Origin of the sequence: Paenibacillus graminis (assembly GCF_000758705.1) — a bacterium.
Classification (GTDB): domain Bacteria; phylum Bacillota; class Bacilli; order Paenibacillales; family Paenibacillaceae; genus Paenibacillus_AQ; species Paenibacillus_AQ graminis.
Genome location: NZ_CP009287.1, coordinates 471,786 through 486,439, shown reverse-complemented (window position 1 = coordinate 486,439; position 14,654 = coordinate 471,786). Strand labels below are relative to the sequence as shown.

Sequence of the window (14,654 nt, the reverse complement as noted above, 5' to 3'; positions counted from 1 at the left end):
GATACCCTCCCCCGTCACGGTGGTCTGGATATCTCTTTCCCGAATCATTCTCTTTGTCTGTAGTTTACTTCAAGCCGGCATAAATCTATATATGGATCAAGCCGTATGCCGTGAAGGCTTCAGGCTGATTCCCTTTTCTCCAGCCTGCTTCTGCACCGGAGGCTTCAGGGAAACCGCAAGGATGCAGGCCAGAAGGCATAGAAGGCCGATGACGGTGAAGGTAGGCTTGAAGCCGCCGAGGAACGCAGCGACAAACGAGCCGGACAACGCGCCGATTCCGAAGCCCTGGTAGACGATGCCATAGTTCTTGCTGTGATTGGCAAGGCCGAAGAAGTCGCCAACAATCGCCGGGAACACTGTAATATTACCCCCGAAGCAGAACGCAATCGCAGCTACACAAGTGAAGAACAGCCCGTAGCTTAGGGCAGCGTAGCTCAGCGTCAGCATCGCGATGGCAGTGACCAGAAGCGTGGCGCTGACCAGCTTCAGCCGGCTCATCCGGTCAGACAGCGCTCCGAGAATCAGCCGCCCGGCGGTATTGAAGATGGCGATCATTGCCACCGCATTAGCCGCCGCAGCGATATTCAGCCCTGCAAGCTGAACTCCGATATCCTTGACGACGCCAATCAGGTAGAGGCCGCTCATGCATGCGGTGAAAAAGACCACGAACAGCAGATAAGCTTCCTTGGTGCGGAGCATTTCTTTGACGGTATAGTCTTTCGCCACCGCTGAAACGGCCGCACGCGGGCCACCGCCAGTTGAACCGGCAGTTGAAGGAGCCGCTGATCCCGCAGCCGCTTGAACCTTTACGGCCACAGGCGCTTCCCGAACCAGCATCGAGCCGATCACGATCATTACCATGACCATAAGGCCCCAGTACAGGAAGGCATTTGATACGCCTGCCGAATCAATGAGACTGCCGTTAATATATTTGAAGAGCAGGCTTCCTGTTCCATAGGCCCCCACCGATACACCGGAGATTAAGCCTTTGTTCTTTGGGAACCATTTAATCAGGTTGGACAGCGACGTAATATACGCCGTTCCGTCCGCATAACCAACAACTACACCCGCCAGCAGGTAAAACATCGGAAGGGAGCTGGCCTGCGAACTTAGGATCAGACCCAGCCCCAGCATAATCCCTGCGGCAGCGGTCAGTCTGCGGAGGCCGAACCGGTCCTGCAGTTTCCCCGCGAACAGTGTTGCGAAGGCCAGGGCAAAGCTGGTAATGGAAAAGGTTATCGAAACAGAGCTGAGCTCCCAGCCGAATTTACTGACAAGCTGTGCATTAAACAGGCTCCAGGTATAGATCGTGCCCAGTCCCATTTGCATAATCACTGTACCTAACACAATGAGCCACCGCTTGCTGCCCGCTGTAGTCGTTGTCATGGACAATTCCTTCTTTCTCTCTATTGATCGCTTCAAGGCCTTCTTTGCCTCTTCATTGTAGCGAACTTGCACTTTCTTGAGAGAAATCCGGAATGAGATGACATCTACGGGGAATGAACTGCCGCTAAATGCGCATGATCTGCCTGAATTCCTTCACCTTGCTGCGGCTGACCGGCACTTCAAAGTCCAGATCGCGCAGCCGGAGCAGGTAGGTATTGTTGAACCAGGGGATAATTTCCTTGATTTTGGACAGATTCACAACATACGAGCGGTGACAGCGGAAGAAGCGGTCCTGCGGCAGACGGCTGTGAAACTCACTGATGCTGAGCGCCATGCTGTACACTTCTCCCTTGGTGATGACACTCGTCGTTTTCTCCTGAGCCGAAGCATAATAGATCTCATCTGCATCGACGACGATGATCTTCTCATTTTTCCACAGGTTGACCTTGTCGCTCAGCTTCACATGCTCCTCTTCCCCTTGGTGTCCACGCGCAGCAAATGCCCCCTCCAGCTTATGCAGCATCGCCTTGATCCGCGTTTCGCTGTAGGGCTTCAAAATATAGTCGAAGGCTTCGATCTCGAAGGCCTCGGCAGCATGCTCCTTGTACGCGGTAATAAAGACGATATAGGGCTTGACCGAAAAGCGGCTGATATTCTGGGCCAGCAGCACCCCATCGATGGAAGGAATATTGATATCCAGAAAAATCACATCCACTTCCTCCGTCTGCAGATACTTCAGCGCATCCAGCCCGTCCTCGAACTCGGCGGCAATCCTTATGGCGCTATTTGCTCCGATCAGAAAGGCAAGCTCCTGCCTTGCCAGTACTTCATCCTCTACAATTATCGCTCTCATGGCTGCTCCTTTGTCACGTCAAAATAAATTTCCGTCCCTTGATCCAGCCGGTGGATCGTCAGGCCTCTGCCGTAAATCAGCTTCACCCGCTGATGCACATTGTACAGCCCTATTTTATTATCAGGCATGTTTCCGCTGTAGACCTTCGCTATCGTTTCCTCGCTGATCCCTATCCCGGTATCAGTGATGCCGATCCGCACGGCGCTTCCCAGATCTTTTACCCAGATGGTCACCGTACCTTGGCCTCTCATCTTCAAAATACCGTGGACAATCGCATTCTCCACCAGCGGCTGAATGATCAGACTGGGAATACGCACCTCCACTTCGTCGATATGATATCCCACAGCAAGGCGGCTGCCGAAGCGCGCTTTTTCAATCTCCACGTACTGCTGGACCTGCTGCAGCTCGCGCCCGATATCGATGAATTCATCGGTCAGCTCCAGATTGTAGCGCATATAGCCCGACAGATTGACGATCAGCTCCCGCGCCTTATCCGGATCAATACGAATGGAGGAAATAATGGCGTTCAGCGCATTGAACAGAAAATGGGGGTTAATGCTTGTCTGCAGTGCCTTCAACTCCGCTTTGTTCGCCATCTCCTTGATGCCCTCCACCCGCGACACCTCCATCAGCGTTGAGATGATCTGCGACAGCCCCACCGCCATTGCCTGCAGTGAATAAGTGATTTTATGGGCTTTGGTGTAATAAATTTTGAGCGCACCTGTGACCTCACCCTTCTCTTTCAGCGGAATGATAATCAGCGAGCGGATTGCCCGGTTCATATACTCCGTATCATCGTCACGGATCGTAATCTCGCCGCTGCTGATCGTCATCTTCGTTTCTTCACTGATAATCTCATTCGCTTCGGCATAATATTCCTCTCCAACGCCAACATAGGCGCGGATGTAGCGGGTGTCGGTAATGGCTACCGCATCGGCCCCGATGTCCTCCTTAATAATCCCGCAGATAATGCGCAGCGACTGGGGAGTGATACTGCGGAAATAAGGCAGGGTCTTATTGGCAATATCCAGCGCCAGCTTGGACTGCTTTGCGGCAATCCGCTCCTTCTCCCCCTCCACGCTCTGAACGAGCGTGACGATAAGTCCTACACTGATCTGGCCGACAATCATCGGAAAAGCAATCTTCGAAACGATGTCCGCGCCAAGCGACGCCGGATTCGCCATAACCAGAATCAGCACCATCGTCAGCGCTTCACAGGCCATCCCGGCCAGGATGCCCGCAATCCAGCGGCGCTCGGCCGAAGTACGGCGGTAAATGACACCCGAGACAATCCCTGCTGCAATACTCGTAATCAGGCAGGGCACCGAAGTAATTCCACCAATATCAATCAGAAAACGGTGAACCCCGGAAATGACCCCGGTGATCAAGCCCACCCAGGGACCGAAGAGGATCCCGCCGGCCACGATAGCGATGATCCGCACATTCACCAGCGACCCCTCGACATTAATCCCCGTGTAGGTCCCGAAGATCGCGAACAGACTGAAGATAACCGTCACCATCGCCAGCTCCTGGGGAGCATAAGCGCCTTGGACAAAAATCTCTTTAAACCGCGGCACCCGTGTCAGCCCGAAGAGGCACATCAGCAGCAGCGCCGCTCTTTCGAACAATTGCAGCAGTATCGTCAGGTTATGCTCCACAGTTACGCCTCCAAAGGTCAATCTACCGGTTCATTATAAGAGTGCTGTTCCAGATTAGCAATTTATCTGCCGTTCCTGCAATTCCTTTTATACTACCCCTCCTTGTAGATTCAGTCTTATAATAAAAGAGCATGACAAAATAGTACCCGGGCATTCCGTACGAATTATGTGAAATACGGACTATATGATGGAGGTGCTAACGCTGCGGATACATCATGAAGAGGACCTGCTGCGGGTTGTGAAGGAAGACGGCTGGATGATGAACATCCTCGCCGCTGTGAGGGATTTGCATTTGCCGGACTCTTGGGTCTGCGCCGGTTTTGTGCGTTCCAAAGTGTGGGATGTGCAGCACGGTTATACCGAAAGAACCCCCTTGGGGGATGTGGATGTAATCTATTACGATCCGGGCGATATCCGCGAGGAAGTGGAAAAATCCTGGGAAGCGCAGCTGCGGAGCGTTGATCCCTCTGTTCCCTGGTCGGTCAAAAATCAAGCAAGGATGCACGCGGTTAACGGTCTTGCCCCATACTCTTCGTCTACGGACGGCATGTCCAAGTTCCCTGAAACGGCTACTGCGCTTGGCCTTGCTATGGATGAACATGGAGGGCTTAGGTTAGCCGCTCCGCATGGCGTCTCGGATACGCTGAATATGATCGTCCGCCCATCGCCACACTTTATGGCCAACCCGCAGCTGCATCCTATTTATGAAGCCCGGGTTGCAAAGAAGAACTGGCGGGCCGTATGGACTCAGCTGCAAGTGCTTTCTGTACTGGAGAATTAGTCAGAAAAAAAGAAATCCACAAGTATCCTCCCGATACCTGAAAAAGAGCCGCCTCATCGTAGACAATTGCTACTCCGAGACAGCTCTTCATGTTCCTCACCGGTACCTAAGCCGCAGGCTCTGTCTTATTCCAGCATTCCCCGCGCAATCCACACCCCGGCAGCTCCGGCCTGGGCCAGCCCGCGGGTGATGCCCGCGCCGTCACCGCCACAGTAGAGGCCTGAAATTTCAGTTTCCAGGTTCTCTGTAAGCTTCGGACGGGCCGAATAGAATTTGGCCTCTACGCCATAGAACAGCGTATGTTCGGAGGCGATGCCCGGAGTGACTTTTTCCAGGGCCTCCACCATTTCGATCAGGCTCTTCATTGTAGTATAAGGCAGCACCAGCCCGAGATCGCCAGGCACCGCTTCCTTCAGCGTAGGCTCCAGAAAGCCTTCCTTAATCCGGGTTTCAGTCGAGCGCCGTCCGCGCAGGATATCCCCGTATTTCTGTACAATGACTCCGCCGCTGGACAAATCATTGGCCCGCTTGCAGATTTCCCGGGCATATTCATTCGGCTTGTCAAAAGGCTCCGTGAAGGTATGCGAGACCAGCAGCGCAAAGTTGGTATTCATGGAACCCAGCGCAGGGTCCTTGTAGGAATGGCCATTGGCCGCCATCACGCCGCTGTGGTTCTCCACAACAACATGTCCGGAAGGATTGCTGCAAAAGGTGCGGACACGCGTGCCTACAGATGTATTGAAAATGAACTTGCCTTCATAGAGATGCTCATTAATCTCTCTCATGACGACATCCGATGTCTCTACCCTTACACCTACATCGACCTGATTGTTGTACATCTTGAGCCGGCGTTTCTTCAGCACTTCCGTCAGCCAAGCAGACCCGTCGCGTCCCGGTGCGATCATCACTTTGTCTGCCGCATAGCTTTCGCCATTCTTCAGCGTAATGCCCGTAATCCGGTGCTTGCCCTCTTCCTTAACCGTAACAATATCCTGAACCTCAGTTTTGAACAGCATATCAATCCGCACCCGCAAATATTCATATATGGATTTCAGAATTTCCAGGTTCTGCTCTGTTCCGAGATGGCGTACCTGCGCCCGCAGCAGCTTAAGCCCGGCAGCGTATCCCCGCTGCTCGATGCCCCGGATGCTTTCGGTGGTCGGATCGGTAATTACCGGCGTAGCCCCATGCTCCAGATTGATGGCATCTACATACTGAATCAGCTCGAGCACTTTGGAGGGTGCCAGATAATCTGTCATCCAGCCGCCAAATTCGGTGGTAATATTGAACTTCCCGTCACTGTAAGCGCCCGCTCCCCCAAAACCGGCGGTAATCGAACACGCAGGCAGACAGCCGGCGAATTCCTTCCGTCCCGAGGCCGGCGGGCAGAGTTTGATTTTCTCCTCCAGAATCGGGCAATTGCGCCGGTAAATATCGTGACCTTTGTCCACCAGCAGCACCTTAAGCGCGGGGGCCTTGCGCGTCAATTCATAGCAGGCAAAAATTCCAGCCGGTCCGGCACCCACCACAATCACATCATATTTACTCATTGGTTTCTCTGTTCCTCCCAGGAAGAAACGGTATCGCTGTCCTTTATTTAAGTTGAACTTTAGTTTTACATTGTGGGTATAGACGTCACTGCGGGGAATGTTTGGACTTCCAGCCGCTGTTGTCCCCTCCGCACTTTTACCCTTTTTATGAATTTTTCAAGTTCAACTTATCTAGCAAGGGGCGTTGTCCGTTTCTGCGATCATAATAGTTCTTGCAGAACGCAGCACAAAAAATCCTGACCACTTCATAGGTATGCCAAATGCACCCTATTCGTAGCCAGGAATTTACGGTTCCCTGTAGAGACCCCCAAACCTTATCTTTGAGGATATACGAACAGCTAATCATTGTTTGTTGAGCCACTTGAAATATTACCGAATATAGACGAATGTGTCAAGGAAGTTTAACCCTAATAATTCGTGTTTTGCTTCCATTATAGACGATAAGTATCTATACAATGCTAAACAATAATAAAAACACGAACATTATTCCCAATGTATACCTCGCGTCATTATTTGGAGGAAAAACATGATTATTGTCGAATATATAGATATATTGCCACTGGAAAAGAGGAACATCTTATGCACATCCCACCGCCTACTCCTCGCCAAACGTACTGGAACCGTATGATCCTCAATGCTTTCTGGCTGGTACTGCTTGTCCATCTGCTCACTCAAATCATTATCTGTTGTTCGATGCAAGGAGATTATCCCTGGTTATCGGGCACAAGTTACCTGACCGGCAATGTACTGATTCCCGTCATTATGATACTGGGAATAATACTTACCCTTGAGACCATTTATAAATGGCGCCCCCTGTTATCAGAAATTTGCAATGTTGCCGCAAGCCACTTGATCGCGATACTGATGATCTTGAATTTAAATGATATTTTCTATGTGAAGCCGCTCATCATGCTAATCCCTTTGCTGGTATCCATGCTCTATTTGAGAAGTATCTACTTAAAAGCCACTTCCATTTTATGCGTGACGTACATGATCCTGCTGCTGCTGGATACTTCGGTCTATGGTAATAGCTTGCACATCCAGAATATGATCATCGCATTCATCTTAACCGGGACTGCCCTTGCGGGTTTTGGGATCATTGCCCGGGGGCATGATCTGATGCAGTCTCTGGAGAGCTCGCTGAAATCGGAGCAGGATTTACGCATCCAGAATATCATCATGGACCGCCTGTCGAAGGTTGATCCTTTGACCGAACTGTATAACCATAAGACCTTCCATGAATACCTGGGCTGGCTGATTGAGCATCAGCAGAGCAATCCTTTTCCCATGCAGCTGGCAGTGCTGGACATCGATAACTTCAAAAAAGTAAATGATCAATACGGACACTGGGTCGGAGACATTGTGCTGAGACAGGTTGCCGGGATTGTGCTGAAGCATATCGGCGCAGATGACTTCGCCGCCAGGTATGGCGGTGAAGAATTCGTTGTAATTCTGACAGCCAAGCCGCTGGAGGATTCGCGCAGGATCATGACGCAGATTCTGCATGGCATTGCCGAGCTGCCTGTTGCGGAGATGGAGGGAAACTCCGTAACCGTCAGTATCGGCATGCATGACTATGCTGGTACGGACTCCAAAAGCTCTACCTTTCAGCAGGCGGACGATGCCCTGTACGAGGCTAAAAAAACAGGGAAAAATAAAATTGTCGTTGCCTGATCCGGGCCGGACAGCTTGCAGAGCCGTCACACCAAAACAGGCCTCAGAGCGGATATGCTCTGAGGCCTGTTTTGCATGGCAAACTTATTCTGATTGTATTACTGTGAATTTCCCGGCCCATGACGTCTCTGCGGCTCCAGCAGCTCAATGACTCCGCGCTGCGGTACTGGACGGCTTATCAGATAGCCCTGCACCTTGTCACACTCCGCCTCCTTAAGGAACGCCAATTGATTGGCATCCTCCACTCCCTCTGCGACAACATCCAGCCCCATTTTGTGTCCCAGAATAATAATGGTCTGCACAAAGGATTGACTGTACCCCTCGTCTGCCAGAGAGTCGATAAAGATTTTATCCATTTTGAGTGTGGAGATCGGCAGCTGCTGCAAATAGCTTAGAGAAGAGTAGCCTGTGCCAAAGTCATCAAGAGCGATGCGGATTCCGCGCAATTTCAGAAATTCCAGCTTGCTTACTGTGTTTTCAAAAGATTCCATAAAGATAGACTCGGTAATTTCAAGCTCCAGACAATTGGGCGCAAGCCCGCTTTTCTCCAGACTGTCCAGCACAATATCCACAAAATCATCCTGCAGCAGTTGGATAATGGAGATATTCACTGAAATTTTGTAGGGGAGGCCTGTGCGGTCATTCATGCTTTTCATAAAAATGGAGGCTTCTCTAAGCACCCACTCCCCGATATAAATGATAAGTCTGGAGTCTTCGGCAATTTTGATAAAGGAAAGCGGAGACACAAAGCCCAGCACCGGACTGTTCCAGCGGATCAGCGCTTCGAAGCCTGTAATGAGCCCCGTCTTGATCTCCACCTGAGGCTGGTAATGCAGCTCAAATTCATTGTTGTTCATCGCACTGCGCAGATGCTTCTCAATGTTCATCCGTTCATTAAATGACATGTGCATGGACTTGTCGTAAACCACAAAGGTGTTTTTCCCTTCCTCCTTGGCCCTGTACATGGCAACATCGGCATTCATCAGGATTTCTTCCGTAGTCTCCCCGTCTTCAGGATAGAAGGAGATTCCGATACTCACGGAGATATACAGGTTGCTCTCGCCGATCAGAAACGACCTGCGGAAGGAGCGGAGGATATTCTCCGCCAGATTCAGCACCTCTGCGCGGTCTTCCACGTCTTTGATAAAGACCACAAATTCATCCCCGCCAAGCCGGGACAGCATGTCCCCCTGGCGCATAACCGACTGCAGCCTTTCACTGGCCTGGCGGATCAGAATATCTCCCGACTTGTGGCCCAGGGTGTCATTGATATATTTGAAATTATCAGTATCCACGAACAGAAGCGCCGCTTTCCCTCCCGGACGGTGGAAATAACTCTCCATGGCGTCCAGCAGAAAGATGCGGTTGGGCAGGTTGCTGAGTGAATCCATATACGCCAAACGGTGCATATGTTTTTGATTCTCCAGCAGCATATCGTATTGCCCTTTAAGCTCCTCCTGCGTAGCTGTCAACTGCTCATAGGTAGCCTCCAGCTCCTGGTAGCTGTTGCCCAGCTGGAACTCGGCCTGCTTGCGTTTGCTGATATCGATTAGGGAACCCAGGAACAGCACAATTTTGTCCTTGGGGTCTACAATCGCCTTCCCGCGCACTTCGAACCAGACATAACGGTTGTCCCTGGTGCGCATACGGTACTCTATTTCATAGATCGGCGTCAATCCGGCCAGGTGCTCCTGGCGCGCCTGGCGGGCCGGTTCCTGATCATCGGGATGAATAATGCTGAGAACGCCGCCTTCGAAGTAGTTGATCTCCTCCTTCGTATATCCCATCACCTCATACCAGCGTTCCGACAGGGTATACGTGCCGGTCTCCCAATCCAGCTCCCACATGTAGGCACCCGACCCTTCGGATGCCAGCCGGAAGCGCCGTTCACTGGCCTCCAGCCTGTTGAACTGATCCTGCAGCTCCTCTTCAGTGGCCGCAAGCTCTTCATATGTCGCTTCCAGCTCCTGGTAGCTAAGCTGCAGCTTGAGTTCGTTCTGCTTGCACTCTTCAACGTCCACCCCGACCAATACGTATATATCCTCCGCCTGCGTGTCCATCCCCTGAATAAGGGTAGTCCGGAAGGAGAAGTACCGCGCTTCAGGTAAATGGTCCGGAAGCTTCAGCTCCACATTGCTGACATAATCCTGGTAGACGGCTCTGACGAGCAGCTCTCTAAGCATTGCGGCCCCGCCGGAGAGGCCGGGTATCTCATCGAGACTTACCCCGAGCACATCTTTCTCGTTCAGTCCCGTCATGCTTGCCGCATACTGGTTGAACCGTATAACCCGCTTATCGGCATGCACCGCCCATACGATCATCCCGCTATGCTCAATTACATCCCTGAAAAACGCCTGTTCCGAATGGATGGTCCGCCGAAGATGCCTGATGTAGATTCTAAGCGCAGCGATCACTGTAACTAAGAGAAATAGACCGATAATAATTCCGGAAATCAGCCGGCCGCGGACCATCGATGTGTAATTCTCGGAATGGGTAAAAAAATATTGCTGATACAGCTCTTCAAAAGCTCCCGACCGCTGAAGCCGTTCCAGCCGGGCATTTATGTAAGTGACTAGCTGGGGTTCGGATTTGCTGATGCCGTAAGCCACATCCTGGGGGTACAAATTGCTTAATCTGCGGACAATATTGCCGGTCAGGCCCTGTTCAACGATTAAGTAGTCAACTACCTCCTGATTCTCAAAAAGCAGGTCAATCTCACCCTTCTGCAGGGCTTCCAGCGCTTTCGGTACTGTTGCATACGGTATGTATTGTGAAACATCTGTTTGACTTCGCAGCACGGTCTCGGCATATTGTTCCTTCCCTACGCCGATTTTATAATTTTTCAGGGTGCTTAGCTTGATCTCATCTTGGAGCGCCTGCCGGGAGTATACGGAGATATAGCTTGTAAGCACGGGCTTGGAGAACAGGGTTTCCTTCTTGCGTTCCTCTGTTACAGCCATAAGGCCTGTAGTATCAATCTCTCCCCGGGCCAGCCGTTTGTATGTTTCCTCCCATTCGCCCGTACTGTAATGAATTAAATACGACTGCTTCTCAAAAATCATACTCGTCAGGTCCATATCGAAGCCGGTCAGGTATCCGTTCTGAATGTACTTGTATGGCGGATAACCCAGTTCTGCCTGGTATCGGATTTCCTGTCTTTCGGCGTGAGCGGATGCAGGGGGCGCGAGCATGAACATAATGCTAATCAGAAGCAAGAGTTGACACCGCTTCATCGCAATTCTCCTTTTTTCAAGAAATCAGCTAACAGCACTTATAAGAAGCTTTATTCGACAAAAAATGGTATGTTTCCTGCAAGATGCCCCCACTAGGGTGATAAAATATGCAAAATCTGCCGATAAAATATTTATTCAAAAAACTAATGTCCTTTTATTTTTTATATTGCTTTTTAGGTAAAAAGCGTGGATAATAACAGTAATGGTTGATAATGATTATCATTATTGGAGACATTCAATCCTACCCTTCACTATATTGAAATAAAGGAGACTGAACACCCATGAACGCAGCCACTACCCGGACAGCACTGCAGGTTGACGATTATCTGGATCTGCTCAATCTTGCTGTAAAAGTTGGAGATTTGAAATGGCAAAAGGAAATCAAATCCAGACTGCAATATATACTCTGCCTGCAAACCAGATAGCACTTATGCAGTTACGCCGCACTTCCCGGCTGGGAAGGCGGCTTTTTTATTTCTCAGGAAAAGATGACTTCTTTCACCAGTGAATAAAATGTGCATAAAGCCGGGGAGAAGAAGACGTGAATTCAGCGAATTCACCAAGCAGGTTGGTATTCAGCCGGAATCGATTGCCTTTTTCCAGCCAGCGCTGGCGAAGAAGCAGGTGAACAACCGCTAGTTGGAAAAAGGGAACTTATTTCCCTTAGAAATCAACAAATCAGGAATTTAAGGTGGAAAAAGGAAAACTAATTGGGTGATTCTATCCATTCAGGAGCGAAATGAGAAGAATTAGTGACCCTTTTTCCAACTTAGGTGCGGAGATCCGTGTGCCGAGGCAAATTTAGTGATCTCTTTTCCACTTGGAACTGCCGCCGGATTCATAATAGAGTCCTTTAGGCAAATGTTAAATTGAAATCCAAACCCGGTATGTTATCCGGTGAAGGACGGAGTAGCTGGTTGGTTCTTTTAATGGTGCAGGGCCACAAATAGGCCTCAGGATGTTTAATGATATAATGTAACAATCAGCATAATAACAGCAAATAGTCTACCTGCAGATCGGAGCGTGCCAGTTTGAAAAAAACCTTTGTCTTGTTTCTGATGTTCAGCCTGTTATGGATGCCTAATATGTACGCGGCGGGAATTCCCGCCCAACAAGGAATAGTTACCGATGAGGCCAGCCTGCTCACGAAGCAGGAGACAGCCGCTATTGCAGCAATTGCTGAGGGAGACCGCTATACTATCCGGGTACTGACTGTCGATTCTCTGGACGGCGCGGAGCCTGGGGCCTATGCAACTGAAGTCTATGATTCCTGGGGCCTGACACCGCGGGATGTCCTTCTCCTGATCTCTGCCGGAGACCAGAGGGTTGAACTGAACTTCAAGAATCCGGGCCTGCAGGGTTATATCAACACCTGGTCTCAAGCCCAAGGCGGATCTTTGGATACCGCAGCCATTACCGGGCTGTTGGACACGTATTTTAATCCATATGCCCGGGAAGGGGATTTTGCCGGGGGAATCCGTTCCATGATTCAGAAGCTGGACTCCTTCGGCGGCACTGGCAGCAGTTCGGCTTCGGGCGGCGGCACAGCCGGTACCACGGACAGCGGAAACAGCGGGACAGCCGGCCGGAATGAAGGCAGCAGCTCAGGCCCCGGGCTGCTGAAGATGGCCGGCATTGTCATTGGAATAGCGCTGCTGGCACTGCTGCTGTATGTGCTGTTCACCGGCCTGCGCAGGCGGGGACAGCTCCGCAGCCAGCAGGAGCAGCTGGCCGACTTGCTGGTCCGTGCGAACCGGGCGCTGGAATCCCTGCAGCCGTTCCAGGGAATTGTTCAAGGCAAGACGGGGGAAATGGTCGAGGGAATCGCCAAGCGGCTGTCTGCACAGCTGGTGGAGATCTCCGCATTGCAGGGCAGCCAAAGCTCACAGCCTCCCTTCTACCGTCTGAAGGCGCTCCGAGCTGCCAGCTCACAGCTGCAGCAGACTGAAACAGCGTTCCGCTCCTCGCTAGAGGAAGAAGAGCAGCGCATTGCCGTAATCAGTGATGCTGACCGCAATGTTAAGCAGCAGATTACCGAACTGAAGAAGGAAGAGCCTGAACTCAACCTTCAGCTTCAGAGTACGGTCAAGGAGACCGGCTATGAGCTGCAGGAAATTGCCGAGGATCTGAAAGAGCTGGCTGAAGAGACTGCCAAAGCGGATGAGTTGGAGCTGTTCGACCCGATTGCCGCACAGGATATGACCGGGGAGGCGCAGGAGAAGCAGGCACAGATCGAGAAGGATCTGCAGGATGTCGATACGTATGACGACAAATTGAATGGTTTTCCTGGAGTTCTGGCGGCTGCCCGCAGCACAATCGCTGCATTGATCGAACAGAATTCCCTCCACAATATGAAAGTTAAGCCTTATGAGAATCTGGACCAGGCCTCCGCAGCTGCGGCAACACTTGAAGCTCCCCTGCGCAGCGGAGACATGGATGAGGTACGCAAAATCGCTGCCCACATGGATACCCTGTTGGGGGATGCCGTTGCCATGACAGAACGCCAGGCCCTGATCCGCCAGAACAACCTGAGGGATCTGGAGACAATCCGCAGCCGTTGGAGCGGGCTGTCTCAGCGGCGCAATGAGCTGCACAGCCGGTTTGCCGAAGCCCGCAGCCGGTTTGCGGAACACCATCTGGCCCCGCTTGAAGAGATGCTGGAGACTGCAGGAACACAGCTCCGCCAGGGTGCCGGAGAAGTTCCGCAGATTGAAACCTGGACCAGTGACCAGCGGGGGGAATACGGCAATGCCCGCAATAGCCTGGACCAGCTGCTCAAGCTTCAGGAGGAAACCGCCCAGAAGTTCGACAATGCCGGCGAGAGCCTTGATATGCTGAGCCAACGCTTGGCTAACGTCACCCGGCTCCTGGCTGAAGGCCAGGAGCGCGTGGATGCGGCCCAGCGGCGGCTGCAGAGCAAGGGAATCGCCTCCAGAAGCCAATTCCAGCTCTCCCTGCTCCCTGAATATGGTGAACTGGAGCAGCGGCTGTCCATCCGCCCTTATAACCTGGATGAGCTGGAAGCCGCTGCACATGCCTACGAGTCCCAAATTTCCTCCTTCGTGGAGGAAGCGAACCGGCTCGTACACCAGAAAGAAGAAGAAGAGCGTCTGGCACAGCTGGCCATCCTGCGGGAGCAGCAGCGCCGGGAGCAGGCTCGTAAGCGCGCCTCCTCTTCGGGCGGCTTCGGCGGCGGCAGATCATCCGGCGGTTCCTCTTGGGGAGATGGCGGCCGCTCGTCCGGCGGGTCATCCTGGGGCGGTGGCGGCGGCAAATCCGGCAGAAATTCCTCCGGCGGCTCCAAGTGGTAGACAGCGAACCTATCTTTACAAAACGCCACCGGCCCAGAATAACTGGCCGGTGGCGTTTTTAACTTGAACGCTTTTCTCTTTTTATTCGTCTTTTCAGAAATAACCAGAAATAACCAGAAAAACCAAGGAAATGAAAGAACGACTTCATTATGTGAGTATACAAGGCCTTACACATATTGATATGTAAATTTTTGTATTTATTTGAACA

10 protein-coding genes and 1 riboswitch are annotated in these 14,654 nt (G+C 51.6%); of the genes, 5 read left to right on the top strand and 5 right to left on the bottom strand.

The window, feature by feature from the left end; genetic code table 11:
- Window positions 1-96: 96 nt before the first annotated feature.
- The 3 genes from PGRAT_RS02160 to PGRAT_RS02150 form a co-directional block, all read right to left on the bottom strand.
- Window positions 97-1,386, bottom strand: a complete 1,290-nt coding sequence (locus PGRAT_RS02160) for an L-lactate MFS transporter (protein ID WP_042265929.1) — start codon at window positions 1,384-1,386, stop codon at window positions 97-99.
- A 124-nt stretch (window positions 1,387-1,510) separates the two neighbouring features.
- Window positions 1,511-2,239: a LytR/AlgR family response regulator transcription factor gene (locus PGRAT_RS02155; RefSeq protein WP_025708287.1), complete on the bottom strand. Its 729-nt coding sequence runs from the start codon at window positions 2,237-2,239 to the stop codon at window positions 1,511-1,513.
- Complete coding sequence (locus PGRAT_RS02150) at window positions 2,236-3,840, bottom strand: sensor histidine kinase (RefSeq protein WP_174469045.1); 1,605 nt, start codon at window positions 3,838-3,840, stop codon at window positions 2,236-2,238. The genes PGRAT_RS02155 and PGRAT_RS02150 overlap by 4 nt, the downstream gene beginning before the upstream one ends.
- A gap of 241 nt (window positions 3,841-4,081) precedes the next feature.
- On the opposite strand from PGRAT_RS02150, the gene PGRAT_RS02145 reads away from it, so the two are divergent.
- Complete coding sequence (locus PGRAT_RS02145) at window positions 4,082-4,678, top strand: nucleotidyltransferase family protein (protein WP_238326906.1); 597 nt, start codon at window positions 4,082-4,084, stop codon at window positions 4,676-4,678.
- A gap of 125 nt (window positions 4,679-4,803) precedes the next feature.
- Here the strand turns inward: PGRAT_RS02145 and PGRAT_RS02140 are convergent, their stop codons facing one another.
- Window positions 4,804-6,228 (bottom strand): NAD(P)/FAD-dependent oxidoreductase, encoded by a 1,425-nt coding sequence (locus tag PGRAT_RS02140; protein ID WP_025708284.1) that lies wholly within the window; start codon window positions 6,226-6,228, stop codon window positions 4,804-4,806.
- Between the two features lie 254 nt (window positions 6,229-6,482).
- Window positions 6,483-6,582, bottom strand: a riboswitch (purine riboswitch).
- 225 nt (window positions 6,583-6,807) lie between these two features.
- Between PGRAT_RS02140 and PGRAT_RS02135 the strand changes: the two genes are divergently transcribed.
- Window positions 6,808-7,902: a GGDEF domain-containing protein gene (locus PGRAT_RS02135; RefSeq protein WP_025708283.1), complete on the top strand. Its 1,095-nt coding sequence runs from the start codon at window positions 6,808-6,810 to the stop codon at window positions 7,900-7,902.
- A 98-nt stretch (window positions 7,903-8,000) separates the two neighbouring features.
- Here the strand turns inward: PGRAT_RS02135 and PGRAT_RS31405 are convergent, their stop codons facing one another.
- Window positions 8,001-11,135, bottom strand: a complete 3,135-nt coding sequence (locus tag PGRAT_RS31405) for an EAL domain-containing protein (protein WP_025708282.1) — start codon at window positions 11,133-11,135, stop codon at window positions 8,001-8,003.
- 281 nt (window positions 11,136-11,416) lie between these two features.
- Between PGRAT_RS31405 and PGRAT_RS33645 the strand changes: the two genes are divergently transcribed.
- From PGRAT_RS33645 to PGRAT_RS02125, 3 genes are all read left to right on the top strand, one after another.
- Window positions 11,417-11,560, top strand: coding sequence for a hypothetical protein (locus PGRAT_RS33645; RefSeq protein WP_167336675.1), 144 nt, complete (start codon window positions 11,417-11,419; stop codon window positions 11,558-11,560).
- A gap of 88 nt (window positions 11,561-11,648) precedes the next feature.
- Window positions 11,649-11,774, top strand: a complete 126-nt coding sequence (locus PGRAT_RS34620; protein WP_272945731.1) for a hypothetical protein — start codon at window positions 11,649-11,651, stop codon at window positions 11,772-11,774.
- Window positions 11,775-12,166: 392 nt separating this feature from the next.
- Window positions 12,167-14,446: a TPM domain-containing protein gene (locus PGRAT_RS02125; RefSeq protein WP_042265927.1), complete on the top strand. Its 2,280-nt coding sequence runs from the start codon at window positions 12,167-12,169 to the stop codon at window positions 14,444-14,446.
- Window positions 14,447-14,654: the final 208 nt, after the last annotated feature.